We start from the raw sequence: 24,139 nt of genomic DNA on the forward strand, positions 1-24,139 counted from the left end.
TCTTGCGGTGTGCATGGGGCTGTTCGATAGCATCCGGCGCGTGGTCGGCGGCGGCGACGACACCGACGACAGTGATGTGACGACACAGCCTGACCTTGTCGACACGCGTGACCTCGACGTGTCGGCGCTTCGTGACCGGGCCGAGAGCGTCGCCGGCGAGGTTGGGGTGCTCGACTTCTCGCTTTCCTCGCTCGACCAGTTCGACGACGCCATCGACGCGGGCTACGACGAGGACCTGGCCACGTCCGACCGACCGGGGGCCTACGCCACCGACACGGTTCGCTTTGGCTGTTATCTCGGTGAGGTGCTCGTCCGGGCCTACGGCGGCGAGTGGACCCGAAACCCGGACTGGGGGGTCACTCTCTCCGGGCCCGACGGCACCACCACCGTCGCCGTCTTCGACGTGGCGGAACGCTCGATAACCACCGGCGCGGTGTTTGCCCCGGTCGCCGACCGGGCCGCGGTCGAAGTCGGACTCGACGGGGGGCCGGCCGGCGCCGACGAGCCGGCTGGCAACGACACGGGTGCAACGGCCGAGAGTGACGACACCGACGAGCCACGGGCGGCCGAAGACCCGGACGACGCGACACCGGCCGCGATAGCGGACGATACCGCCGACGAGCCGGCGGCTGGGGACCCACGCCCGGACGACCCGGCGGCTGACACATCGAGTGACGACACCCCCGCGGCCGAGGGTCCGAGCGGCGATGGACCGACCGCCGGGGTAGCCGACGGTGACGGACAGACGACTGACACGCCGGCCGACGACACTACTGCCGGTCCGGACCCGTCGGCGCCCGACCCGACCCCGAGCGAAGCCGCCGAAGACGCGGTCGGTGATACCGAGTCGCTCATCGAGGAGGCGGAGCCGGGCGACACCGCGCCGGCGGGCAGTTCGGGAACCGAGCCGGAGACGGTGGCCGACCCGGACGAACCGGAGACGACACCCCCGGCCGCGCCCGAGGGCTCGGACGCGCTGTTCGAGGGGGACACCGACTCGGCGGACGAGCCCGCCCGGGACACCTCGCCGTCGCTGTTCGACGACGCGGCCGCCGGGTCTGGTCCGACGGTCGACGACGCCCCCTCCGCCGCGGACGGGCCACCGCTCTCCGAGGCCGACAGCGGCGCTGAACGGGACGACGGGACGACCCTCGACGCCGATACCGGCGACACGGAGCCGACAGACGGCGACACCCTCCGTGAGACCTACGCCGAGGCGGCCGAGGAACTCGTCTCCTTCTGGACCGAGTACGACCTCGACTACACGCCCGAGTCGCTGGAGCGCCTCGACGCCCTGGTCAGCGAGGAGTGGGACGACGACCGGTTCGACGACGCCGACTTTGGCAGTGACGACTCCTTCGACGACCGCGTGTTCACGAGCGTCTCCACGGAGCTGGGCGGCTACTTCGGCGAGGTCCTCGTCAGGGAACTCGACGCCGAGTGGAGCGACCAGACGGCCACCGACGCCGTCGTCGTCGAGGGCGCCGACGGCCCGCTGGCCATCCCGGTGTTCAAGGTCGCCGGCACCTCCATCAGACAAGAGCCGGTGTTCGCCCGGAGCTACGCCTCGTTGCTTTCTGACCTGGACGGCGACGGGTAGCCGACAAACCCCACGCTTTTCCCCGAGCCTGACGACCCCAAACCTGTGTCGCTGCCACCGATTACGCCCGCGATGGCGTTTGTCTTCGCCCTGATACTCGCGGCGCTCGTGCTCTTTGCGACCGAGCTGGTCCCGGTCGATGTGACCGCTATCGCGGTGATGGTGGCACTGCTTTCGGCCGAACCGGTGACGGCGACGTTCGTCGACCTCGGGCTGCTCGCCGAGCCACTGTACGTCCTCCACCAGCCCGGCGACGATGTCTCACCGCTGGCCCAGGGGCTGTCCGGGTTCGCCTCGACGGCGACGATTACTGTCCTGGCCATGTTCATCCTCTCCGACGGCGTCCAGCGGACCGGTATCGTCCAGCTGCTTGGCGCGAAACTCACTACCCTGACCGGCGACAGCGAGACCAGACAGCTGGGGGCGACGGTCGGGCTGGTCGGCCCGATCTCCGGATTTATCAACAACACCGCTGCCGTCGCTATCCTGCTCCCGATGGTGACGGATATCGCACACGAGGGCAATATCTCCCCCTCGAAGCTCCTGTTGCCGCTCTCCTATGCCTCTATGTTCGGCGGGATGCTCACGCTCATCGGCACCTCGACGAACATCCTCGCCTCCCAGCTGTCGGCCGAGCTGCTTGGCCGGCCGTTCTCCATGTTCGAGTTCACGCAACTCGGCATCGTCGTCACTATCGTCGGCACCGTCTACCTCCTGACGGTCGGCCGGTGGCTCGTTCCCGCCCGTATCAAGCCACGCAAGGACCTCACCGAGGAGTTCGAGATGGCCGACTACCTCACCGAGGTGGTCGTCCGCGAGGACTCGCCCATCGTCGGCCAGACGGTGCGGGAGGCCCTGGCCGCGACTGACCTCGACGTCGACGTGGTCCAGCTGGTTCGGGACCAACGGACCTTCCTCGAACCGCTCGACCAGAAGATGATACGCGTCGGCGACGTCTTCGCGATCCGGACTGACCGCGATACCCTGGTCGAACTGCTCGACCTGGACGGGCTGGACGTCATCCCCGACGTCGAGGTCGACGACGACGAGCTCGAACGGGCCAGCGACCAGCAGAACCTCATCGAGCTCGTCGTCGCGCCCGGCTCCGCGCTCGTCGGCGAGACGCTGGTTTCCTCGAACTTCCGCCAGCGCTACGACGCGACGGTGCTCGCGTTGCGCCGCGGCCGCGAACTGTTCCGCCAGCGGATGGACCGCGTCCGCCTGAAGGTCGGGGACACACTGTTGGTCCAGGCCACCGTCGACTCCATCGACCGCCTCGACGTGAACCGCGATTTCATCGTCGCCCAGGAGGTCGAACGCCCCGACTACCGCAAGTCGAAGATTCCCGTCGCCGTCGGCATCGTCGCCGCCGTCGTCGGCGTCGCCGCGCTCACGCAGGTCCACATCGTCATCTCGGCGCTCGGTGGCGCGCTGGCGATGGTACTCACGGGCTGTCTCCGGCCCGGAGAGCTGTACGACGCCGTCCAGTGGGACGTCATCTTCCTGCTGGCCGGCGTCATCCCGCTCGGTATCGCCTTACAGGAGACCGGCGGCGCCGACCTCATCGCCGACCTGTTCGTGCTGGCCGCGCCCGGTCTCCCGGCGATTCTCGTGCTCGGGCTGATGTATGTCGTCACCGCCCTGCTGACGAACATCATCTCGAACAACGCCTCCGTGGTGCTGATGATCCCCGTCGCCGTCGAGGCCGCCGGGCAGTTGGGCGCCAACGCCTTCGCGTTCGTGCTCGCCGTCACCTTCGCCGCTTCGACGGCCTTCATGACGCCGGTGGGCTACCAGACCAACCTGCTCGTCTACGGTCCCGGGGGGTATCGCTTCACCGACTACCTGAAAGTCGGCGCGCCGCTGCAGGCTATCTTTGCCGTCGTGACGACGCTGGGGATCGCGTACTTCTGGGGGCTTGCCCCGGCGTGACACGGTTCGGGGCGCAACGAAACCCTTTACTCCGTGACGGGACGATTCAGATGTGCGGGACCATGGGTTAGTGGTATACTCCAAGCCTTGGGTGCTTGTGACCCCGGTTCGAATCCGGGTGGTCCCACTTCTCTCCCCGTTTTATCCGTCATCACTGTTACAAACTACCGACACGAGTTCATCATAGAGTGTCGGATGGTGTTCTTCGAGCAGTTCGAGATCATCGGGTAGTTCCTCGTGAATTCGCCGGCGTGCCCGTGATACTGCCTCGTACCGTCGCTGTTCGTCTTCTGGGTCACCAGCTATTCGCTCACGCTCCTTCTCGGTCAACAGCGCTCTGGACATTCCGTACTAGACTGTTCTGACTCCGGGCACTAAGCACAGAAGGTTGCGTATTTACGCAACTTCATAAACTATCGCGCCTAACATTCCCACAGGCTATCATGAAATCACATGAGCGGGGTGACGCGACAGAGGCACGAGTCGTTGCGGAGTTGAAAGAACGAGGAATCCCAGCCGCTATTCCATTTAGCGATAACCAGCGCTACGACATCATCGTCGAAACTCCAGCAGCCGAATTACTCCGGATTCAGATCAAAACTGGCCGCCTACAAGCAGGTAAAATCGACTTCCACGGTAAATCCCAGCACACGAATTCGACCGGGAATACCTATCAAAAGTACGACGGCGATGTGGATTACTTCCTCGTCTATACCCCAGCACTCGACAGTCTGCATGCGATTGGCGAACACGAGTTCGATACACGGATTCAGCTCCGCGTCGACGATCCCGAACAGGCAGATTCGAGCATCAACTGGGCCGAAGAGTACGAGTTCGACGACCGCTGGCCGTTACAGCCGACACAGGAAGCATAACCCGGCGCTGTGCCGTCGACGAACACACGTTTCGACCGTCCCTGTCCACTTCTATCGTCTTTGGCCAGCCCACATGTCCTCTGCAGAAACGGCTGTGAGTCGGTCGGCCGACGCAGAATCATTGAATCAATAACATGTTTCACTGTGAAGCCCCTCATTGGTACCATGGTAGATGTCCTCGGCCACCTCGGCATGGCGCTGCTCTGGCTCGCGCCCGTCTGGTACTTCATCGACCACCGCCGGACCGCGGCGCTGGTCGTCGCCGGCGGGTTCTGGTTCGGGATGCTCCCGGACATCGACCTCCCGCTTTCGGCCTGGGTCGCGGGGATTCACCACCACGGCGTCGTCCACACGGTGCTTGCCGTCACCATACTCGCGGTGGTTATCGGGCCGCTGCTCGGGCTGGCGTTTACGCGCATCGGGACACGAACGGACCCGACGTGGTTCTACGCGTCGGCGCGGGAGCGCGCGGCGGCCATCGGCGCACTCACCGTTCTGGTCACGGGGGTCGCGCATCTCTTTGCCGACATGCTGTCGGCGCCTGACGTCTCGACGCGAATCGAACCGCTCTGGCCGGTCGTGAAAGGGCCCGTCGTCATGATGGACGTACTCTGGTACCAGTCGTGGTGGGCGACCTGGGGGCTGTTCGTCCTCGGCGTCACGGTCAACGGACTGGCGTGGTATCTGACGGACAGGCCGGACGAATCGGCGGTGGGGGCGGCCGTCGAGTGACTGCCGGCCTGTCGCTGACTCGACTGTCGAGCGAACCGATACGGCGTCGGCCCGGCCCCTCACACACCACTTCCACCCCGGCATACCAACCTTCTTAGGTCATCCCGCACAAACCCTGTACACTCAGATGGCGACCGCCGAGAACACCGAGCTCATCGACCGTTTCGAGGAGTTCTATCGCAACTACTACCGCAACGAGATCGGTGAGCTCGCCCAGAAGTACCCCAACGACCAGAAGTCGCTGTACATCGACTGGGACGACCTCTACCGCTTTGACCCGGACCTGGCCGACGACTACCGCACGAAGCCAAGCCAGCTCCAGGAGTTCGCCGAGGAGGCGCTGCGCCTCTATGACCTGCCCGTCGACGTCTCGCTCGGGCAGGCCCACGTCCGCGTCCGTAATCTCCCCGACTCCGAGGACATCCGCGACATTCGCCACGAACACCACGGCAACCTCATCGCGGTCCAGGGCATCGTCCGCAAGGCGACCGACGTGCGGCCGAAAGTCACCGAGGCCGCCTTCGAGTGTCAGCGCTGTGGGACGCTGACGCGCATCCCGCAGGCCGCCGGCGACTTCCAGGAGCCCCACGAGTGCCAGGGGTGTGAACGCCAGGGTCCATTCCGGCTCAACACCGACCAGTCGCAGTTCATCGACGCCCAGAAGATTCGGGTTCAGGAGTCCCCCGAGGGGCTGCGGGGCGGCGAGACGCCCCAGTCCATCGACATCAACGTCGAGGACGACATCACCGGTACGGTGACGGCGGGCGACCACGTCCGCGCGACGGGTATCCTCAAGCTCGACCAGCAGGGCTCGGACCAGGACAAGTCCCCGATGTTCGACATCTACATGGACGGCGTCTCCATCGTCATCGAGGACGAACAGTTCGAGGACATGGACATCACCGACGCCGACAAGAAAGAGATCGTCGAACTCTCAAACGAGTCCGACATCTACGACAAGATGGTCGGCGCCATCGCGCCCTCCATCTACGGCTACGAGAAGGAGAAGCTCGCGATGATGCTCCAGCTGTTCTCCGGGGTCAGCAAACAGCTTCCTGACGGCTCGCGTATACGTGGCGACCTCCATATGTTGCTGATAGGGGACCCTGGGACCGGAAAATCGCAGATGTTGTCATATATCGAACAGATTGCGCCCCGCTCCGTCTACACCTCGGGGAAGGGATCTTCCAGCGCCGGGCTCACCGCGGCCGCAGTTCGCGACGACTTCGGTGACGGCCAGCAGTGGACGCTGGAAGCGGGGGCGCTCGTCCTCGCCGACCAGGGCATCGCGGCCGTCGACGAACTCGACAAGATGAGCCCCGAAGACCGCTCGGCGATGCACGAGGCGCTCGAACAGCAGCGCATCAGCGTCTCGAAAGCGGGCATCAACGCCACGCTCAAGAGCCGCTGTTCGCTGCTGGGCGCGGCAAACCCCAAGTACGGCCGCTTCGACCAGTACGAGCCCATCGGCGAGCAGATAGACCTCGAACCCGCGCTCATCTCGCGGTTCGACCTCATCTTTACGGTCACGGACAAGCCCGACGAGGAGAAAGACCGGAACCTCGCCGAACACATCGTCCAGACCAACTACGCCGGCGAACTCCACACACACCGGACGAACAACCCGACCTCGAACTTCTCCGAGGAGGAGGTCGACACCGTCACCGACGAGGTGGCCCCCACTATCGAACCCGAGCTCCTGCGGAAGTACATCGCCTACGCGAAGCGCAACTGCTTCCCGACGATGACCGAGGCGGCCAAAGAGACCATCGAGGACTTCTACGTCGACCTGCGGATGAAAGGGCAGGACGAGGACGCGCCGGTGCCGGTCACGGCCCGGAAGCTCGAGGCGCTCGTCCGGCTGGCCGAGGCGTCGGCCCGTATCCGCCTCTCCGATACCGTCGAAGAGAGCGACGCCGACCGCGCGGTCGAGATTGCCCACTACTGCCTGAAGGAGATCGGCGTCGACCCCGAGACGGGCGAGTTCGACGCCGACGTGGTCGAGACGGGCCAGTCCAAGACCCAGCGCGACCGCATCCAGAACATCCGCGGCATCATCTCGGACATCGAAGACGAGTACGACGAGGGCGCGCCCATCGACGTCGTCGTCGAGCGTGCCGAGGAGGTCGGTATCGAGGAGTCCAAGGCCGAACACGAGATAGAGAAGCTGAAACAGAAAGGCGAGGTGTACGAGCCCCGCACCGACCACCTCCGGACTACCTGATGGACCGAATCAGCGCGCTGCGGAACGTCGAGGACGCTCTGGCAGCCTTCGAACGCGGCGACTGCTCGCTGTCGGAGCTGGAGGCCGACGTGCGCGCCATTCTCCGGACGTACGCGGCCGACTTCGAGGGCGACCTCCGTGCCTACCGGGCCAGCGGTGCCGGTTCGGCCGACGGGCTGGTCGTGCTTGCGGCCTCGGCACCGGAGGCCCGTGACAGGGTCGCCGCGCTGGTCGACGAGCCCGGCGACTTCACCGTCTCACCGGTGGAGTGAGGAAAGCTGTTTTACTGTCGGGTGATGAGTCCCCATCCGATGAGCTCGCTCCGCGAGGCAGTCGGTGACGCCGCTGTAGCGCTGGTGTGTACGTCGTCGACGGGTCCCGAGGACAGCTGTCTGGAACTGCTATCGGCGACGGCCCCCGAGACGACGGTCCTCTGGGTCACCTACAGTCGCTCGCCGTCGGTCTGTCTCGATCACTTCCGTGCGGCCGGGGCGTCGGGGTCGCTGTCGGTCATCGCCGTCGGCGAGTCACCGACCGACATCCCCGACAGCGAGGACGTGACCGTCAAGTCAGTGTCGACACCGGAGGATCTCACCGCGCTCGGAATCACGCTCAGTCAGGCGCTCTCGACTCACGACGACGCCGTCGTCTGTTTCGACTCGCTGACCGTGTTGCTCCAGTACGTGGACACCGAGCGGGCCTACGAGTTCCTCAATGCCCTCACCGGACAGCTATACGCGGCCGACGCCGAGGCGCACTTTCACCTCGACCCCGCTGCCCACGACACTCGGACCGTCGACGCGCTCGCGTCGCTGTTTGACGCCATCGTCGAGGATACAAACGGGACGTGGTCGGCCCGGCACCGGGAAATATTACGGTAGAGAAATAGAAAATTTAAATCCGCTGTGCGGACCTACCCATTCCCGTGCTGCTGGTCGTCACGTACACGCGCGGGGCGCGTCGGGACCTCCGGAACGTCTGTCGGGCCCACGAGGACTGTGTGGTCCGTCACTTCGGCCGGGCCGCCCTGTTGTCGGCCACCGAGTTCGGCGCGTTCCAGGCGCTCAGGCTCCGGGAGAAACATGGGCTCGACGTACAACTGGAGCGGGTTCGTCCCTTCGAGCCCGCGGACGCCCCGGCACGCGTCCGAGAGGCGGCCCGGGCCTACGAGGCCCGCGAGACCGCCTCGACGCCGTACCGTCAGTTCGCCGCTGGTCGGGACCTTCCCACAGCCGACCAGTTGCGTGGTGAGCAGCTGTGAAACTGCGCGTCCACGGGACGACATACGAGGGGCGGGTCGTCGATCTGCGGGGCCGGCCGGTCGCAGGCGGGGACGTGGCCGCGGCGGTCCGGGGTGCGTGGCCCGACCCGCTCGTCGACGCCCCCTCACCCGGACCGGTGTACGACTACTGCGGGCACGTCCACCCGTCGATGGGGCTCCGGACCAGGACGGCACTGGCTACAGCCGCCCGGTCACGGGACCACGAGACCAGTCACGACGACGCAATCGCCGAGCTCCGGGAGCGGCTGGCCGACCTCGACCGTGACGAACCGACGCTGCCCCGGGTACGCGAGGCGGTCGACGACGCCGCCGTCGCAAAACTCCGTGAGCGGGTCGCGGCGACACGCGGCCGGCTGGCGGCCCGCGAGGCTCTGGGCGCGGAGACCGAGGCTGTCGAACAGCGGGTACGGGAGACTGCGGGGACACTCGCGGAACGGGAGACCGAACGCGCCGCCGCCCGGGAGAGCCGGCGCCAGCGACGCGACCGGGCCCGCGAGTACCGGGACCGACAGGCGCGGCGCCAGCGGCTGGAAGACCGACTGGCAAACCGGCGCCGCGACGCGCGGCGCCAACTCGTCGACTCCGTCGCCGACGAGTACGCGGCCGCCCTCGACGCCATCCCCGGTTCGGCGTCCAACGACCTGTGCGAGGACCCGCTCGACGCGCCGCCGGTCCCGGCCGCGCTGGCGACGCTCAGACTCGCCCGTACCGACGCCCCGGTCGTCGTCGAGACCGACCGCTTCCCGAGCCCGGCGGCCGCCGCTGACTGGCTCTCGGCGCCGGTCGTCCGGTGCTGACGTTTAAATCCGAGCGGGCGACCACCACCCGCCATGGTTACGTTCGACTGCTCGGCCAGCCACCACGACGGGGTGACGCTGGTCACCGTCTACCTGCGGGGCCTCGCTGTCCCCACGCGAGTGACCGTCCGGAACTGCCTCGACGGGCCGGTGTGGCCCCCGCGGACCGAGGGGGTGCCCGAGGCCGGCTGGACGGAGGCGGGGTTCTCCGGTGTGCTCGCTCCGGGTTCACACGCGTTCGGGTACGCGACGCCGGCCCGGCCCGAGGGACCGCCGGCCGAACTCGCCGACGCCGTCGCAGTCCCCGAGGCCGACCCCGCCGGGGAGCGGTCGGACCGCCCCGTCGACGTGGTCCGGGAGCTGGGTGACCCGTCACCGCCGGCCGACGCCGTGCCGACCGCCGAACAGAGCGGGTCGCCGGACACGGCACCGGGTGCCGGCGCCGGGTCGCAACCTGCGTCCGACAGTGGGCGCGCGCCCGACCCGGCGTCTGGCGCCGCGGGGGACGACGGGGGCCCGGGCGACTACGGCGCTCTCTCCCGCAGCTCCGACGCCTGTGACGGCCACACCGCACAGCTCCCGGCGTCGGTGGGGCCGTGGTTGGCCGAGATGGAACGGCGGACCGACCGCGCGGTGGCGCTCGCCGACGCCGAAACCCTCCCCGAGGCGACAACGGCGGTCAGAGAGACCGGTGGGCTAACCGAGGTGCGGGCGCTTGCTGACGCCGGTGACGAAGCACAGCTCAGACTCGTCGCCCGGCGGGCGCGCCGGCTCGCCGACCGGCGGGCGGAAGCGACGATACCGGTCGAGACGCTTTCGACGCTCGCATGATCGTCGCCGTCACCGGGGGCAAGGGCGGGGTAGGCAAGTCGACGGTCGCGTACAACCTCGCGGCCCAGCTCGGCGGCTGTGTCGTCGACGGTGACCTCGCCATGGCGGACCTGCCGGCGGGTCACGGGCCGGACCTCCACGACGTGCTGGCGGGCCGGGCGGCCCCCGAGGAGGCCGTACGCGAGGACGGTCCGGTGACGATGGTTCCCTGCGGCCGGACACTCGCCGGCGCCCGTGCGGTCGACCCGACGCAGTTGGCTGACACGCTCGACACGCTCGACTGCGCCCACCGCTGGGTCGTGGTGGATTCACCCGCCGGGCTGCGCGCGGACGTGGGCCTTCCGCTCGCCGTCGCCGACGCGGCGGTGCTGGTGACGACCGACTCGGCGGCCGCGCTGGCCGACGCCTTGCGGGTCCGCGAACTCGCCAGGGAACTGGGCGCCGGGCTCTGCCGGGTAGTCCTCAACCGAGCCGGACCGGAGCCGGCGACTGCCACCGTCGCCGACCGGTTCGGGGCGCCAGTCGTTCCCGTCCCCGACAGCGAGGCCGTTTCGACGGCCCAGCGCCACGGTCTCCCCGTCGACCGGACCGCGCCCGACTCGGCCGCGGCGAGGGCCTTCGAGGACCTCGCGGCCGCCGTCTACTCCTGTAGTTCCGTGTAGGTCGCCCGCAGTGTTACGGGCGTCACGTCGGCAACGGCCGCGGCGTCGGCCTGAGTCAGTTCGCCGTCTCCCTCCTGCGATGCGGTGTAGAGACACGCCGCGGCGATGCCCGCCGGGTTGCGCCCGGCGATGAGCCCGCAGTCCCGGGCCTCGCCGACGAGTTCTTCCGCACGGCTCCGGGTCCCGTCGGATAGCTCCAGTTCGGTGGCAAAGCGCGGGACGTACTCGCGGGGGTCGATGGGTCCGGTCGGCAGCCCCAGTTCCCGGTTCAGGGCGTCGTAGGCCGCCCGCAGCTCGTCCGGATCCGCGCGGGCGGCCCGACACAGCTCCTCGACGGTCCGGGCGACACCCTCGGTGCGGCAGGTGGCATACACAGTCGCCGCGGCAAAGCCCTCAAGCGAGCGGCCCTGGAGCAGGTTCTCGCTCTGTGCCGACTCGAACAGGACACAGGCCCGGTCACGGATGGCCGCCGACAGCCCCAGTGAGCCGACGATGCGCCGTATCTCCGTGAAGGCATACACCTGGTTGCGCTCGCGCTTGGAGCTGACCTGCGCCCGGCGGTGTTGCCGGCGCAGTCGCGCCATCTGCCGTCGTTTGCGTCCCTTGAGCCGCGTCGACCGGCCGATCTCCGTCGAGAGCCCCCGGTCGTGGCGGGACCGGGTCAGCGGCGCGCCGGTCCGGGCACTGTCGGTCTCGTCGTCCTCGAAGCTGCGCCACTCCGGACCGCGGTCGATGCTGTCTTCGCCGACGACCAGCCCACACCGTGTACACACCGTCTCACATCCCTCCTGTTTCAGCGACCCGTCGCATTCGGGACAACCCGTGGTTGTCGTACTCATATCCGATGCTACGGCCGCCAGGTGGGTTAAAAAACCGGCGGTAGTGGCGCTCTCGACCCCGTCTCGGACGAAATCACCTACCGGTAACCGGTAGGTGGGCTGCCTTGCCGACTCGCGTATCGCCCGCGCGAACAGCAGCCTTAAATTCCATGCTCCCGAACGTGATTCCAATGGGGCTTGCCGACATCGCCGCCGGCATCGAGGTGACCGACCGCCAGCGAGAGCGCGGCGTGGCGGCGGTCGACGACACCAACGACTCGCTGGCAGAGCGGTTGGCGCCCTTTTCGGACCGGCTCCCCTGTGACCCCGACGCGGCGGCGACTATCGTCGACGCCTACGCGAGCGGCCGGGCGGTCGACGACTGCGGTCACGTCGCCGACGTGCCGCCCGTGACCGCCGCCAAGACGCTACACCTGCTCGGCGAGCAGGTCTCGCCGGTCGGTCCGACGGGCCGTCAGGTCGTCGCCGACTGGCTCGACGGCCGGCTCGCCCGGAGCGAGGCGATGGCGCTGGCCGGCGTCGGCGAGCGAACGTTCGCCCTGGCGGCGTACGTCGAGAGCACGGACCCGTTGCCGGCGGCTCGCGACGCCGTCGAGGGAGCGCTGGAAACCGAGGACGCGGACCCGCTGGGAGAGGCGCGCAGCGACATCGGCGAGCTGCTGTGAATCCCCGTGTGACCGAAGTCTCGGCGATGTCGCTGGTGAGACACCGGCGAGCTGCTGTGAATCCCCGTGTGACCGAAGTCTCGGCTACGTCGCTGGTGAGACATCGGCGAGTTGCTGTGAATCCTTGTGTGACCGAACGCCCGGTCACTGGTTCTGGAACTCCGTCGACTGGACCACGTTTTTGACCCCCCGCCGAGAACCGGCTGGTATGTCGGCATCCGAACTGGCGGCGGCGGTCGGTCGGGCCCTCGATGTGGACGGTGAGGCGTTCCACAAGCAGACACGCGAGGAGGCGACGGCGCTCAAAGAGGAGATCCGCTCGGGAACGTTCGACAACTCGGAGGCCATCGTCGGGATGGAGCTTGAGCTGTACGCCGTCGACGACCGGACCGACGCCTTGCGACGGATGCCACGCCACCTCCTGGAACTCATCGGCTTCGAGAAGGAACTCGGGCTCCACAACGCCGAGATGCAGACCAGCCCGCAGCCGCTGAACTCCCACGGGCTGGCCGCCCAGCGCGACGAGCTGAAGGCGTCGCTGCTGCCGGCCCAACAGCGGGTCCGGAGCGAGGGTATCCAGCTCGTCTCCGACGGGATGTGGACGGTGCCGCCAAACGGCGAGACGGCACGCGAGTACCTCTGTGACTGCGTCGAGGAGGACGGCGTTCGCATCGGGACCAACATGACCGACGCGGTTCGGTACCACACGATGGCCAACACGGGCTACCCGTCGGCGTTCGAAATTGACGCCCCGCACGTCTCGCTCGAAGCCGAGACGGTGATGCCCGAGGCGCTCATCACCTCTATCCAGCCCCACTACCAGATTCCACACGCCCCGGACCTACCGGAGTATTTCACCTACGCCCTGCGCATCGCCGCGCCAGTGCTCGCGTTGAGCGTCAACTCCCCGTTTTTCCCGCCGGACCTCTACGACGACGCCCCCGACGCCGACATCGTCGCCGATGCCCACATGGAGAACCGCATCGGCGTCTTCGAGTCGGTGCTGAACCCGCCCGAAGGCGATTCGACGCCGCCGAAGGTGTGTTTCCCGCCCGACTTCGACAGCGTCGAGGACGCTATCGACGACATCGTCGAGGACGACACTATCGTCCCCCGCAGCCTTCCGTCGGGCACCCGATTCGACGACGACTTCGTCCACTTCCGGCACAAACACGGCTCGTACTGGCGGTGGGTCCGACCCGTCTTCGAGGGGGCCACGCGGTCGGCGGCCAACGCCCGCATCGAGTTCCGCCCCCTGCCGGCCCAGCCGACCGTCGACGACGCCATCGCCTTCGAGGCGCTGGTCGCCGGCCTGATGGAGAGTCTGGTCCGGTTCGAACACCCAATCCAGTCACAGGACTGGGAAACCGCGAAGGAGAACTTCTATGCCGCCACTCGCCACGGGCTCGACGCGGACATCGAGTGGATCACCGCCGACGGCGCGACGACCACGTCGACCGACGAGATATACGGCGAGCTGTTCGAACACGCCCGCGAGGGGCTGGAAGGGCGCGGGCTTTCGACGGAGGCCGCCCACGAGTATCTGCGGCCGCTGCGCGAGCGCGTCGACCGCCGGATGACGCCGGCCCGCTGGAAACACGACTACGTCCGAAAGCGCATCGAGGAGAACGTCCCGCTCGCCGAGGCTATCTGGGGGATGCAGGCCGCCTACATCCGCCAGCAGGAGGAGACGCTGCTTTCGGGGACGTTCCTCGACTGGCTCGAATAATGGTCCGTATCGACCTCTCGCCTCGACTGCTCTGGGTCGGGGCCGCGCTCGCCGGCCTCGTCCATCTGCTGGTCCCCGGTATCTTGCTTCGCTCGGCCGAGTACGCCTACCGATGGGTTCTGCGGGTCGAGTTCGACCCGAAACCGGGGGCGAAACGCCGCGTCCGACTCGTCGGCTTCGTGTTTCTGGCCGCCGCGGCTGTCATCCGACGACTACTCGACCGCTGACTCGACGAACGCTACCGCTCGCTTGGCCGTCTCGACGTGTTCGATGCCTTCGAGAGAATGTGTTCCGATACCCGCCACGGGCCGGTCCATATCCAGAGCGTGGCCCAGCTCCGAGAGCGTCCCGTTACTGCCGTCGACGGCAATAACGGCGTCGCCGTTCATGACAACCAGTACGTTCCGGGCGTTGCCCAGCCCCGTCGCGATGACCGTCTCGACGTGGTCGTTGGCAGCCGTGCGGTCCTCGTTCGGGAGAATGCCGATTGTGTGTCCGCCCGTCTCGCGGGCACCCGCACAGACCGCCTCCATCACGCCGCCGAAGCCGCCACAGACGACCTCGTGGCCCCGCTCGCCGAGCAATCGGCCCACGTCGCGAGCCTGTTCGTACTCCCGGTCCGTCACTGTCGAGCCGCCGATGACGGCCACGCGCATGTCCCGGCTACCGACCGGGAGATAGAAAAGCATCCCTGCCGCTCAGAGCTGGTCGAGCCAGTCCTGGGCCTGCGACGGCGAGGCGTTGGTGATCTCGGCCAGTTCCGCGGCGTCGTGTGCTGTCAGGTCGTCGACCGTCTCGATGCCGGCGTCGCGGAGACGGTCGGCGTAGGTCGGGCCGATACCGGAGACGGTGTCGACGTCGGCGGGCTGCTCGCCCGCGGTGTCGTCCGCCTCGTCGTTGGTCTCGTCGCTCGGTTCGGTGTCCGCCCCAGCGTCTTCGACGGCCTCCCCGGCGGCGTCAGCGACCTCTTCGACGGCCGCCTGTGCGTCGTCTTCGGGGGACTCGACCTCGATGTCGACCTCGTCGTTGTTGCGCTCGCTGTACCACTCGGCCACGTCGGGCCACAGCTCGGCGTGGGTCGAGGAGGAGACCGAGAGGCCGATGTGGCCCGTCGAAAACTCCATAATCTCCGTGTCGTCGCTGGGGATGACGTCGTTGAACGGCTTCGAGGCGTCCGCCGGGACGAGGTGGTCGTACTCGCCCATCAGCTGGAGGACGGGCATGTCGATGTTCTGGATGTCGACGTGCTTGCCGTCGAGCTCCAGTTCGTTTTTGTAGAGCTTGTTGTCCTGGTAGATGTCTTCGAGGAACTGGACGTAGGTCTCGCCCGCGACGTCGATGCCGTCGCCGAGCCACTTCTCCATCCGGCCGAAGTTCTCGACGAAGTCCTCGTTTTCCATGTTCTCGGCAAAGCGGACGTACTTCGAGACGTAGTTCTCGACGGGGTCCATCAGCGCGAAGCCGATGTCGAGCATCTCCGCGGGGACGTTGCCGAAGGTGTCGGTCACGTCCGAGGGCTCGTAGTACTCGCCCGCGCCCCACTCTTCGAGGACGCCGCCGGTCTGGTCGAAACAGAGGCCGGCGGCCATCAGTCCGAGGGTGTTTACCTTCTCCTTGTGGAGAGCGCTGTACATCACCGACATCGTCCCGCCCATGCAGTAGCCAAGCAGGTTGATAGCGTCCTGACCGGAGCGTTCGCGAACCACGTCGACGCAGTTGTCGATGTAGCGGTTGACGTAGTCGTCCAGCGTGAGATGCTGGTCGAGCCGGGAGGGCTCGTTCCAGTCGATGAGATAGATGTCGTGGCCCCCCTCCAGCAGACGGCGCACCACCGACCGCTCCTCCTGGAGGTCCAGGATGTACGGGCGGTTGATGAGCGCGTAGACGATGAGGATGGGCACGGACTCCTTGTCCGCCTCGTCGACCTCGATGCCGGCGGCCTCGGCGTCGTAGTGGAGCAGTTCGAGCTTGTTCTCCTCGTAGACGACCTCGCTTGGCGTCTGGCCGACCTCGACGGACTCCATCAGTTCGAGGCGCTCGTCGGCGATCGACGACTTCTCGACGGTGTCGGTCATCGCTTCGAGGGACTTGCGCTGCCAGTCGAGCGCGGCCGTAAACGGGTTGTAGTTGCTGGACATGTTACTCCAGTTGGTCGATGATGCGGTCGAGCTTCTCCTCGACCGCGTGCTGGCGGCGTTCGAGTTCGACGAGGCGCTCGGCGACCTCGTCCATGTTCTCCTGGGTGGGAAAGCCCATCTGGGCGATGGCGTCCTGGGAGAGCTCCTCGGCCTCCTGTTGCATCTCCATCATCGACTCGACGAGCTGACCGTTGGCCGCGGCGAAGGCCGACGTGCCCATCACCTGCTTGAACGCCTCGTTGGCGGACTTGAGCCAGATGTCGCGGAATTCGGCCGGGTCCACGTCCTCGCCCTGTGCGGCTGCGGTCGACCGCTCGACCATCTGTTCGGCGGCGTCGACCCACTCCTCGTAGGCTCGGTTGTACCCCTGGAGCCCCTCGCTGAGCTCGTCCTCTTCGGGGATAGAGTCCTCGACGGCGTCGGCCCACGACTCGACGAAGGCGGCCTGTGCCTTCATGTTCTGTTCCATGGAGTCGGCGACCGCTGTGTTCATCTCCTCAACCATCTCCGTCCACTCCTCTTGCATCTGGTTTGTATCGCTCATTGGTGTACTATCGTCCTGTAACGCACAAAAAACGGCTGGTTAGTTACGCCTCGACGGCGTCGGCGGCCTGGGCCTGCACTTCCTCGACCTGCTCCTGTATCTCCTCGACCTGCTCTTGGACCTCTTCGAGCTGGTCACCGAACTGCTCGGCGACCTCGACGGACTGGGACTCCAGTTCCTCGTGGGCCTCGACGAGCATGCCGACCTGCTCGTCGACGGCCGCGACGTAGTCCTCGGTCATCTCGTCGTAGGCCTCGACGCCCTCTAGCATCTCGCTTTCGACGTTGTCGAAGACTTCGGCGTGGTTTTCCAGCAGGAAGTCGTACTGCTCGTCGACGGTCGCACGGAGCTCGTCGATGGTCCCGGCCATGCCGGGGACGGTGGCCTCGACGGCGTCGAGGTAGCTGTGGAAGGCGGTCTTCGAGAGCTCGACGCTGCGGCGCTGGGCCGACTCCTGGGTGTCGAGGCTGTCGATGAGCGCCTCGTTGACGTTTTGCTGGAAGCTCACTGTCTGCTCTAGGGCCTTCTGGCTCTGTTCTATCGTCGCACGCTGCATCTCGAAGGCGGTCGTGACGGGGGTGGTGTAGTCTACCATTGGTGTATCACTCTTGGTTATTGGCGACCGGGAGGACGACTGTCTGGACGATGTCACCTTCCTCGATGCCGAGCGCCTCGCGCTCCGCGTCGGGGATGCTGATTCGGCCACCGCTCTGGACGCGCGTTTTGAACGTCGCCATCTGGCTCATCGCTCCCAGCTGATTCATATCGAAACTCGGCATGCCGCCGCTGGCGAACAACTGCTTCATCATCTGTTGCTGCTGTTCCATCGCGTTCTCGCTCGCCTGCTGCATCCCCTTGAACATCGGGGGCCACATCAGACCATCGTCCTCATCGGCCATCGGTATCAGTCTCTACTCCCCTCAACGACTTAAAACTTTCCGTGATTTACCATCTGCTACCATTGAATGGTATTGAATGGTATCGGCGATGCAGTGGCGACGAGCGCACCGCTCGCCGTCGTAGCGCGCGTTAACTAAACTCAATTCTGCCGTTGACACACGGTAGACGCCGTCTGCCGGCCATCGAGTGGAATTTAACACCAAGGTTTAATAGCCAGACCGCTAAATACGATTCATCAATGAGTTCTGAACCGTTGCGGAACCCACTGCTCGATACGTGGACTGAGACCTCTTCTCACATGTTCAACAGCGTCGTCGCGGCCAACCGGGCGGCGTTTGCGGCCTTCGGCGTCAACCCCGACGAGGACCTCCCGACGCCCGCCGAGCGCATCGAAGCCGACGAGGACCTCCCGGAGTGGCACGTCTCCATCTCGGCGGACCACCCCGACAAGCTCGGTGTCGGTGACAGCGTCGAGTTCACCAAGACCATCTCCGAGAACGACGTCAAGCAGTTCGCCGCCGCCAGCGGCGACACGAACCCGCTGCACCTCGACGACGAGTTCGCGGAAGGGACCCGCTTCCGTGGCCGTATCGCCCACGGCACCCTCGTCGGGAGCCTCATCAGCGCCGCCCTCGCGCGCCTGCCCGGACTGACCATCTATCTCTCTCAGGACCTGGAGTTCCACAACCCCGTCCGCATCGGCGACCGCCTCACCGCCGAGTGCGAAATCGTCGAGGACCTGGGCGACGAGCAGTACCGTCTCACGACGCGGGTCAAGGAGGACGACACGGTCGTCATCGACGGCGAGGCCGTCGTCCTCATCGACGAGCTCCCCGACGACAGCTAACTACTGTCCCGCACAGAACGACTGCACCGCGCTGTTGAACCACTCCGGGCGCTCCCGGGGCGGGCAGTGACCGCAGTCCTCGACCAGCTTCAGTTCTCCCGCCACCAGTTCCGACGCCGCCCGCCGCGACCACGACGGCGGAAACAGCGGGTCCTCGTCCCCGTGAATCAGCAGTGTCGGCACCGAGAGTTCGCCCAGCCGGTCGGCGTAGTTCGTCCGGAAGCCACTCGCCAGGAACTCGCTGCGCTGCCAGCGCCGCATCGCGCGCACGGTCCGCCGGTCGACGACGCTGTCGACGTCGTCGACGAGTTCCTGTGGGGGCTCGGTCGCGCCCATGCTTCGCAACCCCGTCCTGATGGCCGGCTTCGACGTGCTCACGCCCTGCCAGACCATGTTCCCCAGCAGCGGCGTCTGGAACAGCCCGCTCGCGGCCGTTCGCCAGTAGGCGTCCCCACCTAGCCCGTAGCTGTTTACAAGCACGAGCCGCTCGACGCTCCCGCCGTCCAGAGCGTGGCCAAGCGCCAGCGCGCCGCCCATCGACAGCCCCGCTATCGCGGGCTCGTCCACGTCGATGGCGTCCAGGAACGCCTTCACGGTCGCCAGGTAGTACGGCGTCGTGTACGCGCGGTCCGGCTTGTCGCTCTCGCCGTGGCCCGGCAGGTCCGGCGCGTAGACGGTCCGGTCCTCGGCCAGCGCGGGCAGGGCATGCCGCCAGGAGACCGTCGCGGCGTCCAGCCCGATACCGTGCAGAAAGACCAGCGGCGGCCCGCTCCCGCCGGTCTTGTAGTGTATATCCACGTCGTCGCCATCGACCGATAGCTCGACGCGCTCCGATGCGATCTGAGCACTCATTGTCCGAGTTCGGGGACCGTGTCGGATGAGACTTTCTGCACACTGGATAGCACGTGGTACCGACACGGCCCCGTTCAGGTGACGGGTCACGACGATTGGACGCCCGGTGTCCGACACCGACCACTCGACCTAGCGGTTCACTCGCGGTCGGAACGGGTTCTCTCGTAGGCACCATTCTCTTCCAGACGCCCTCTCTCCCGGACCACCGACGGCGTCCGACAGCGGCCGGGCTCGCCGGTCACCTGCGGAACCGTGCAGTTGTTGCAGCTGTCACACAGCGCGTCCTCGCCGGCGAGCAACCGCGCGCCCAGTCGCGGCTCGGCGTAGAACGGCCGCGCCATCCCGACCATGTCGGCCGCCGGCTCGCCGTCGCCCGCGCCCAGATACCGGTCGCAGTCGGCCCGCGTCCGCAGCCCGCCCTCCAGCAACACCGGCACACTGACCCGCTCGCGGACCCGCCGACAGAAGTCGGCGTTCCACCCCGGCTCGCGGTCGAACCGCCGGGCCTGCAGCCGGTTCAGCAGCGCTACCGCTCGTGCCCGCCAGCGGCCACCGAAGGCCGCCGCGTAGCCGTCCCGTAACGCCTCGGCCGCCCAGGCCCGCTCCGGATACGCGCCGCGGACGATGCTCATGTCCCAGAACGTCGAGACCTCGACGGGGACGACGGCGTCGTAGCCGATGGCCGCCAGCCGCCGGGCCATGTCGACGGCCGCCGCTTCCGAAATATGCCTTCGAACGAAACTGGGCGCAACGGTCTCCGCTGGGACCTTCGTCACCAGCGGCACGTCGCCGGCGTGCTCGCGGACGGCGTCGTGAATCGCTTCGAGAAACCGGACGCCGTCGGCGAACTCGTCGTCCCGGCGGTTGTAGAACGGTGAGAGGAACTGCTGTATCAGGCTCATGTTCGCCGCCGAGAGGTGGATGCCGTCGTAGCCCGCGTCGACGGCGTATCCGGCGCACCTGCCGAACTGTTCGGCGAGGTCGTACACCTCGTCGGTCGAGAGCACGCGGGGATGCAGCGAAATCAACCCAGCTCGGTCGAGCGCCCGCAGCTGCCACGGCGGCCGCGAGACGGCTAGTTGGCGCTCGTCGGGGTTTCGCTCCCGGTACTCGGCGTGCCACGTCGCCATGCTCCGCAGGCCGCCGTGGGCCAGCTGGAGGAATATCTTGCCTTCGTGTGCATGAACCGCGTCCGTGAGCCGTTCGAGCCCGGCGACGAACGCCGGGTCGTGGACTCGCGTCATGTTCGGCGCGGCACAGCCACCGTCGGACGTGACGATACTCGCCCCCTGAAACACGAGCCCGACGCCGCTCTCGGCGGTCGGTTCGAGTTCGTCTATCAGCGCCTCGACCGCATCCGCGCCGTTGCCCGCACACTCCAGTACCGGTGCCCGGTAGAGGCGGTTCGGGAGCCGACAGCCGCCGATATCGAGCGGGTCGGCGAGCTTGGTCACGGCGCTGTGCGCTGTCGCGTTCGGTCGCCGCGCTGTCCGACCATGTGTATCGCTGGCACGCCTGAAAGAAAACGGCGTCGCTCAGACCATAGAGCCGGCGACCGCTATTTGTCCACGACCAGCAGCGCCACCCGCTCGCGGACGGCGTCGGCCAGCGTCCCCTCGGTCGCGGCGAGTTCGGTGTCGCCCACGTCGAAGAACGCCCGGACCAGCTCGTCGTCGTACTCGCCGAGCGTCTCGGCCGGGGTGAACCGCTCGCGGAGGTCGTCGGCCGCCCGCTCCTCGTCGCCCTCGTTTTCGCCCACGACGACCGCCACGACCGGACACTCGCCCTCGCCCACGCCCATCTCCAGCGCCCGGTTTATCTGGCGGCGGCCGGCGGCGTACAGCAGTATCTCGACGCCGAAGTCATCGGCAATCGTCTCCTCGCGCTCGCGGGCGCGTGAAGCGAGGTCGACCGCCCGCTCCAGGTGCGCGCGGTCGACGACGTAACGGGCGTCGAAGGCCTGTATCGTCACGCCGTGGTCGTCGCCGACGGCGTCGAGGTCGGCCACGAACGCGCCCACGTCGCCGATGTCGGCCCGCCCCTCGACGACCCTCATCAGAAGTCCCCCAGGCTGGACTGGTCTTCCTCGGGTTCGTCCTCGTAGTCCTCCTCGCCGTCGCGTGGGGACTCCTCGTGGACCTCGACGTTCGGGTCGGGCTCGACGCCCTCCATCGAGGGGTCCCGGTGGCCGGCGTTTTCCAGGACGTTCTTGGCGGTCTTTTGCCGACCACGCAGCGCGGCCAGCACGACCGGTTTCGCGGCGTCGCGCAGCTCGGCGCGGTCGGCAATGCCGGCCTCGAACAGCCGGCGGGCGCGCTTGCGACCCACGCCGCGCACGCCGGCGAGGTCGACCAGCTCCTCCCGGACACCGTGTTCGACGCGGATGCGGGCCTCGCTGATGGCCCGGGCCGCGTCCGAGTCCACTTCGCCGGCCAGCGACTCGGCGGCCCCAAGCAGCCACTGGGCCGTCTCGACTTTGCCGCGGATGTCGCCCGGACCGACGCCGTAGTGGTCGGTGATGGTCTCCTCGTCGACCTCGCTGGCCCAGTCTTCGAGCAGGCGGGCCGTCTTCAGCGCCGAGAGCCAGTCCTCGAAGCGCTCGTCCTCGAACTCGGAGGGGGTCGGTCCCAGTAGCTCGTCCTCGCGCTCGTACAGCTCCATCTCGTACTCCTCGCGGTCGCCCGACCGGAGGTAGAGCTGGTACATGTCGGGGGTGCGCGAGACGAGGTGGTAGAGCCCGAGCGCCGAGATGTCGTCGGGGTCGATGTCGGCGCCCGCCTGCTCCTCGGCGAGTTCGCTCGCCGTGCTGAACGCGCCGTCGGCCGTCGCGTCCGCCGCGCTCGGTTCGTCGCCCGCCTCGGACTCGCCGCTGTGGCGCGCCCAGTACTCCAGCCCGTCGACGATTTCGGCGGCGCTCATCGGGTCCAGATAGAGCCGCGAGACGGTGTGACCCAGCGAGGTGGCGTCCAGTTCTCCCGAATCCACTTCGAGAAAGCCGTTGCGCTCTAGATACGTCAACACGTCGTCGACGACCCGCTCCAGCCGCCCGCTCTCGTCGGTCTGGCTGGCATAGAGGGTCTGTTCGAGGAACTCCAGGAGCCCGCTGCGCGACCGGGCAAAGCCCGAGGAGACGGTCGCGAGGATGTGCGTCCTGAGGGCGGGCTCGGCGGCGAGTTTCGAGCGGACGGGCTCGGGGTCGGCCCAGACGTACCGCTCGAACAGCTCGTCCAGTTCGTCGTGGCTGCTGGCGATCAGGACCGCTTCGCCGTAGGGGTCCAGCCCGGGGCGGCCGGCCCGCCCCATCATCTGGTGGACCTCCAGCACGGAGAGGGGGGCCATCCCGCCCGCCGACCCGTCGTAGCGGCGCCAGTCCCGGACGACGACGCGCCGGGAGGGGGTGTTCACGCCGGCCGCGAGCGTCGGCGTCGCACAGACGACCTTGACGAGGCGGTCCTGGAACGCCTGCTCGACGAGTTCTCGGTGGCCCCTGGCGAGGCCGGCGTGGTGGAACGCGGCGCCGTCCTCGACGGCGTCGGCCAGGTCGTCGCTGGTCTCCGTGTCGCTCACGTCCCGTATCTCGTCGGCGATGTCGGCGAGCCGTGCCCGCTCGTCGCCGCTCAGGTGCGGGCGGACCGTACTCCCGAGCCGGCCCGCGGCGGCCTCGGCGTTCCGGCGGGAGTTGACGAACACGAGCGTCGACCCCCCTTCCTCGACGGTCCCGTCCTCGTCGGTGTCGTCCTGCAGCGTGTCCCGGACGATGGCGGCGGTCGGCTTCTCGTTGTTCTGGACGGCGAGGGGCTGTTGGCTCCCGTCTTCCAGATGCAGGGCCTGCCCGTAGTGGACCCCCTTCTGGAGCTCGATAGGCCGCCAGTCCGAGTCAACGAGCTCGGCGTCGAGCCAGCCGGCGAGCTCGCCGGCGTTGCCGATGGTGGCCGACAGCGCCACCGTCTGCAAGTCCGGGTTCAGCCGCCGAAGCTTGGCAAGCGTTACTTCGAGGGTCGGGCCGCGCTGTCCGTCGTCGACCAGATGCACCTCGTCGCTGACGACACAGGTCAGGTCCTCCAGCCACGGCGCGTCGTTTCGCACCAGCGAGTCGACCTTCTCGCTCGTGGCGACGACGATGTCCTTGTCGCCGAGCCAGCCGCCGTCGGACTCGTAGTTGCCCGTCGAGACGCCCACGCTCAGGCCGTACTGCTCGAACTGCTCGAACTCGGTCTGTTTCTCGCTGGCCAGCGCCCGGAGGGGGACGATGTAGAGGGCCTTGCCGCCGCGGGCGACGGCCGACAGCATCGCCAGCTCGGCGACCAGCGTCTTGCCACTCGCCGTGGGGATGGCCGCGACGATGTTCTCGCCTTCGGTCACCCCCGCGTCGACGGCCTCGGCCTGGGGTGGGTAGAGCTGCTCGATGCCATCGGCGCGTAGGTGCTCGGGGAGCCAGTCGGGCACGCCCGGCAGGTCCGCAACGTCCATTGGTCCGTGGTTGGGTCCCGGTCCGATTTAAACTGTCGTCCTGGTGTGGCGGCAGTGTTTAGTTAAGCGGAAGCGGCGACAAACAGCCAGAAAGCCCCCGCGTTCTCAGCTCCCGCGGCTCGCTGTCGTCCGAAAGGCGCAGTGCGCCTTTCGTGATCACGAAAATCGAAGATTTTCGAACGACGCTCGCGTAGCGTGCTTGCGTCGTCCTCAGAAATCG

25 protein-coding genes and 1 tRNA gene are annotated in these 24,139 nt (G+C 67.3%); 16 read left to right on the forward strand and 10 right to left on the reverse strand.

From position 1 onward, the window contains the following. Positions 1-13 precede the first annotated feature (13 nt). The 12 genes from VJ162_RS13780 to VJ162_RS13835 all read left to right on the forward strand — a co-directional run bounded on the left by VJ162_RS13780 (position 14) and on the right by VJ162_RS13835 (position 10,935). Positions 14-1,600: a hypothetical protein gene (locus VJ162_RS13780; protein ID WP_324665090.1), complete on the forward strand. Its 1,587-nt coding sequence runs from the start codon at positions 14-16 to the stop codon at positions 1,598-1,600. Positions 1,601-1,672: 72 nt separating this feature from the next. Continuing rightward, entirely contained in the window at positions 1,673-3,532 is a 1,860-nt protein-coding gene (locus VJ162_RS13785; protein WP_324665124.1) for an SLC13 family permease, read from the forward strand. Positions 3,533-3,588: 56 nt separating this feature from the next. Next, a tRNA-Pro gene (locus VJ162_RS13790) sits at positions 3,589-3,659 on the forward strand. Positions 3,660-3,975: 316 nt separating this feature from the next. Continuing rightward, on the forward strand, positions 3,976-4,407 hold the full coding sequence (locus VJ162_RS13795; RefSeq protein ID WP_324665092.1) for a group I intron-associated PD-(D/E)XK endonuclease: 432 nt from the start codon (positions 3,976-3,978) through the stop codon (positions 4,405-4,407). A 165-nt stretch (positions 4,408-4,572) separates the two neighbouring features. Then, entirely contained in the window at positions 4,573-5,139 is a 567-nt protein-coding gene (locus tag VJ162_RS13800) for a metal-dependent hydrolase (RefSeq protein ID WP_324665094.1), read from the forward strand. A 127-nt stretch (positions 5,140-5,266) separates the two neighbouring features. After that, positions 5,267-7,363, forward strand: a complete 2,097-nt coding sequence (locus tag VJ162_RS13805; protein WP_324665095.1) for a minichromosome maintenance protein MCM — start codon at positions 5,267-5,269, stop codon at positions 7,361-7,363. Next, positions 7,363-7,635 carry a DUF7854 family protein gene (locus VJ162_RS13810; RefSeq protein ID WP_324665096.1) on the forward strand — a complete coding sequence of 91 codons (273 nt, stop codon included), beginning with the start codon at positions 7,363-7,365 and terminating at the stop codon, positions 7,633-7,635. Before VJ162_RS13805 ends, VJ162_RS13810 begins: the two co-directional genes overlap by 1 nt. 39 nt (positions 7,636-7,674) lie before the next feature. Continuing rightward, positions 7,675-8,244: a DUF7504 family protein gene (locus VJ162_RS13815; RefSeq protein ID WP_324665097.1), complete on the forward strand. Its 570-nt coding sequence runs from the start codon at positions 7,675-7,677 to the stop codon at positions 8,242-8,244. A gap of 44 nt (positions 8,245-8,288) precedes the next feature. Next, complete coding sequence (locus tag VJ162_RS13820) at positions 8,289-8,624, forward strand: DUF7855 family protein (RefSeq protein ID WP_324665098.1); 336 nt, start codon at positions 8,289-8,291, stop codon at positions 8,622-8,624. After that, positions 8,621-9,442 (forward strand): DUF7856 family protein, encoded by an 822-nt coding sequence (locus VJ162_RS13825; RefSeq protein WP_324665099.1) that lies wholly within the window; start codon positions 8,621-8,623, stop codon positions 9,440-9,442. Before VJ162_RS13820 ends, VJ162_RS13825 begins: the two co-directional genes overlap by 4 nt. Positions 9,443-9,475: 33 nt before the next feature. After that, positions 9,476-10,273, forward strand: a complete 798-nt coding sequence (locus VJ162_RS13830) for a DUF7857 domain-containing protein (protein WP_324665100.1) — start codon at positions 9,476-9,478, stop codon at positions 10,271-10,273. Next, entirely contained in the window at positions 10,270-10,935 is a 666-nt protein-coding gene (locus tag VJ162_RS13835; RefSeq protein WP_324665101.1) for a MinD/ParA family ATP-binding protein, read from the forward strand. Before VJ162_RS13830 ends, VJ162_RS13835 begins: the two co-directional genes overlap by 4 nt. Here VJ162_RS13835 and VJ162_RS13840 read toward each other — a convergent pair. Further along, positions 10,914-11,774 (reverse strand): transcription initiation factor IIB, encoded by an 861-nt coding sequence (locus tag VJ162_RS13840; RefSeq protein WP_324665102.1) that lies wholly within the window; start codon positions 11,772-11,774, stop codon positions 10,914-10,916. The two genes, VJ162_RS13835 and VJ162_RS13840, sit on opposite strands and share 22 nt — an antisense overlap. Positions 11,775-11,944: 170 nt before the next feature. Between VJ162_RS13840 and VJ162_RS13845 the strand changes: the two genes are divergently transcribed. From VJ162_RS13845 to VJ162_RS13855, 3 genes are all read left to right on the forward strand, one after another. Further along, positions 11,945-12,439 (forward strand): DUF7858 family protein, encoded by a 495-nt coding sequence (locus VJ162_RS13845; RefSeq protein ID WP_324665103.1) that lies wholly within the window; start codon positions 11,945-11,947, stop codon positions 12,437-12,439. A 208-nt stretch (positions 12,440-12,647) separates the two neighbouring features. Then, a complete protein-coding gene (locus VJ162_RS13850; RefSeq protein ID WP_324665104.1) occupies positions 12,648-14,168 on the forward strand; it encodes a hypothetical protein in 1,521 nt (506 codons plus the stop codon). Continuing rightward, entirely contained in the window at positions 14,168-14,395 is a 228-nt protein-coding gene (locus tag VJ162_RS13855; RefSeq protein WP_324665105.1) for a hypothetical protein, read from the forward strand. Before VJ162_RS13850 ends, VJ162_RS13855 begins: the two co-directional genes overlap by 1 nt. Here the strand turns inward: VJ162_RS13855 and VJ162_RS13860 are convergent. Genes VJ162_RS13860 through VJ162_RS13880 form a run of 5 tightly spaced genes read right to left on the reverse strand, consistent with a single transcriptional unit; the run spans position 14,381 to position 17,749 of the window. Next, a complete protein-coding gene (locus tag VJ162_RS13860) occupies positions 14,381-14,824 on the reverse strand; it encodes a TIGR00725 family protein (protein ID WP_324665106.1) in 444 nt (147 codons plus the stop codon). The genes VJ162_RS13855 and VJ162_RS13860 overlap by 15 nt on opposite strands. A 42-nt stretch (positions 14,825-14,866) precedes the next feature. Further along, positions 14,867-16,306 carry a class III poly(R)-hydroxyalkanoic acid synthase subunit PhaC gene (gene phaC / locus VJ162_RS13865; RefSeq protein ID WP_324665107.1) on the reverse strand — a complete coding sequence of 480 codons (1,440 nt, stop codon included), beginning with the start codon at positions 16,304-16,306 and terminating at the stop codon, positions 14,867-14,869. Between the two features lies 1 nt (position 16,307). Then, positions 16,308-16,850, reverse strand: a complete 543-nt coding sequence (locus tag VJ162_RS13870) for a poly(R)-hydroxyalkanoic acid synthase subunit PhaE (protein ID WP_324665108.1) — start codon at positions 16,848-16,850, stop codon at positions 16,308-16,310. 43 nt (positions 16,851-16,893) lie between these two features. Then, entirely contained in the window at positions 16,894-17,445 is a 552-nt protein-coding gene (locus tag VJ162_RS13875) for a hypothetical protein (protein ID WP_324665109.1), read from the reverse strand. 7 nt (positions 17,446-17,452) lie between these two features. Next, positions 17,453-17,749 (reverse strand): AbrB/MazE/SpoVT family DNA-binding domain-containing protein, encoded by a 297-nt coding sequence (locus VJ162_RS13880; RefSeq protein ID WP_324665110.1) that lies wholly within the window; start codon positions 17,747-17,749, stop codon positions 17,453-17,455. 299 nt (positions 17,750-18,048) lie between these two features. Here VJ162_RS13880 and VJ162_RS13885 point away from each other — a divergent pair, with 299 nt between their 5' ends. After that, positions 18,049-18,597: a MaoC family dehydratase gene (locus VJ162_RS13885; RefSeq protein WP_324665125.1), complete on the forward strand. Its 549-nt coding sequence runs from the start codon at positions 18,049-18,051 to the stop codon at positions 18,595-18,597. On the opposite strand, the gene VJ162_RS13890 is transcribed toward VJ162_RS13885, so the two are convergent. From VJ162_RS13890 to VJ162_RS13905, 4 genes are all read right to left on the reverse strand, one after another. Then, positions 18,598-19,449 carry an alpha/beta fold hydrolase gene (locus tag VJ162_RS13890; RefSeq protein ID WP_324665111.1) on the reverse strand — a complete coding sequence of 284 codons (852 nt, stop codon included), beginning with the start codon at positions 19,447-19,449 and terminating at the stop codon, positions 18,598-18,600. 137 nt (positions 19,450-19,586) lie between these two features. Beyond that, positions 19,587-20,903: an oxidoreductase gene (locus VJ162_RS13895; protein WP_324665112.1), complete on the reverse strand. Its 1,317-nt coding sequence runs from the start codon at positions 20,901-20,903 to the stop codon at positions 19,587-19,589. A gap of 104 nt (positions 20,904-21,007) precedes the next feature. Then, positions 21,008-21,505: a KEOPS complex subunit Cgi121 gene (gene cgi121, locus VJ162_RS13900; protein ID WP_324665113.1), complete on the reverse strand. Its 498-nt coding sequence runs from the start codon at positions 21,503-21,505 to the stop codon at positions 21,008-21,010. Then, on the reverse strand, positions 21,505-23,919 hold the full coding sequence (locus VJ162_RS13905) for an ATP-dependent DNA helicase (RefSeq protein WP_324665114.1): 2,415 nt from the start codon (positions 23,917-23,919) through the stop codon (positions 21,505-21,507). The genes cgi121 and VJ162_RS13905 overlap by 1 nt, the downstream gene beginning before the upstream one ends. Between the last annotated feature and the right edge of the window lie 220 nt (positions 23,920-24,139).

Source organism: Haloarcula sediminis (assembly GCF_035656455.1).
Taxonomy (GTDB): Archaea; Halobacteriota; Halobacteria; order Halobacteriales; family Haloarculaceae; genus Haloarcula; species Haloarcula sediminis.

What these genes read in the sequence shown, in the direction of transcription:
- VJ162_RS13780 (WP_324665090.1), top strand. Translation starts at nt 14, where the DNA reads ATGGGGCTGTTCGATAGCATCCGGCGCGTGGTCGGCGGCGGCGACGAC.
- VJ162_RS13785 (WP_324665124.1), top strand. Translation starts at nt 1,673, where the DNA reads ATGGCGTTTGTCTTCGCCCTGATACTCGCGGCGCTCGTGCTCTTTGCG.
- VJ162_RS13795 (WP_324665092.1), top strand. Translation starts at nt 3,976, where the DNA reads ATGAAATCACATGAGCGGGGTGACGCGACAGAGGCACGAGTCGTTGCG.
- VJ162_RS13800 (WP_324665094.1), top strand. Translation starts at nt 4,573, where the DNA reads ATGGTAGATGTCCTCGGCCACCTCGGCATGGCGCTGCTCTGGCTCGCG.
- VJ162_RS13805 (WP_324665095.1), top strand. Translation starts at nt 5,267, where the DNA reads ATGGCGACCGCCGAGAACACCGAGCTCATCGACCGTTTCGAGGAGTTC.
- VJ162_RS13810 (WP_324665096.1), top strand. Translation starts at nt 7,363, where the DNA reads ATGGACCGAATCAGCGCGCTGCGGAACGTCGAGGACGCTCTGGCAGCC.
- VJ162_RS13815 (WP_324665097.1), top strand. Translation starts at nt 7,675, where the DNA reads ATGAGCTCGCTCCGCGAGGCAGTCGGTGACGCCGCTGTAGCGCTGGTG.
- VJ162_RS13830 (WP_324665100.1), top strand. Translation starts at nt 9,476, where the DNA reads ATGGTTACGTTCGACTGCTCGGCCAGCCACCACGACGGGGTGACGCTG.
- VJ162_RS13835 (WP_324665101.1), top strand. Translation starts at nt 10,270, where the DNA reads ATGATCGTCGCCGTCACCGGGGGCAAGGGCGGGGTAGGCAAGTCGACG.
- VJ162_RS13840 (WP_324665102.1), bottom strand. Translation starts at nt 11,774, where the DNA reads ATGAGTACGACAACCACGGGTTGTCCCGAATGCGACGGGTCGCTGAAA.
- VJ162_RS13845 (WP_324665103.1), top strand. Translation starts at nt 11,945, where the DNA reads ATGGGGCTTGCCGACATCGCCGCCGGCATCGAGGTGACCGACCGCCAG.
- VJ162_RS13850 (WP_324665104.1), top strand. Translation starts at nt 12,648, where the DNA reads ATGTCGGCATCCGAACTGGCGGCGGCGGTCGGTCGGGCCCTCGATGTG.
- VJ162_RS13855 (WP_324665105.1), top strand. Translation starts at nt 14,168, where the DNA reads ATGGTCCGTATCGACCTCTCGCCTCGACTGCTCTGGGTCGGGGCCGCG.
- VJ162_RS13860 (WP_324665106.1), bottom strand. Translation starts at nt 14,824, where the DNA reads ATGCGCGTGGCCGTCATCGGCGGCTCGACAGTGACGGACCGGGAGTAC.
- phaC (WP_324665107.1), bottom strand. Translation starts at nt 16,306, where the DNA reads ATGTCCAGCAACTACAACCCGTTTACGGCCGCGCTCGACTGGCAGCGC.
- VJ162_RS13870 (WP_324665108.1), bottom strand. Translation starts at nt 16,850, where the DNA reads ATGAGCGATACAAACCAGATGCAAGAGGAGTGGACGGAGATGGTTGAG.
- VJ162_RS13875 (WP_324665109.1), bottom strand. Translation starts at nt 17,445, where the DNA reads ATGGTAGACTACACCACCCCCGTCACGACCGCCTTCGAGATGCAGCGT.
- VJ162_RS13880 (WP_324665110.1), bottom strand. Translation starts at nt 17,749, where the DNA reads ATGGCCGATGAGGACGATGGTCTGATGTGGCCCCCGATGTTCAAGGGG.
- VJ162_RS13885 (WP_324665125.1), top strand. Translation starts at nt 18,049, where the DNA reads ATGTTCAACAGCGTCGTCGCGGCCAACCGGGCGGCGTTTGCGGCCTTC.
- VJ162_RS13890 (WP_324665111.1), bottom strand. Translation starts at nt 19,449, where the DNA reads ATGAGTGCTCAGATCGCATCGGAGCGCGTCGAGCTATCGGTCGATGGC.
- cgi121 (WP_324665113.1), bottom strand. Translation starts at nt 21,505, where the DNA reads ATGAGGGTCGTCGAGGGGCGGGCCGACATCGGCGACGTGGGCGCGTTC.
- VJ162_RS13905 (WP_324665114.1), bottom strand. Translation starts at nt 23,919, where the DNA reads ATGGACGTTGCGGACCTGCCGGGCGTGCCCGACTGGCTCCCCGAGCAC.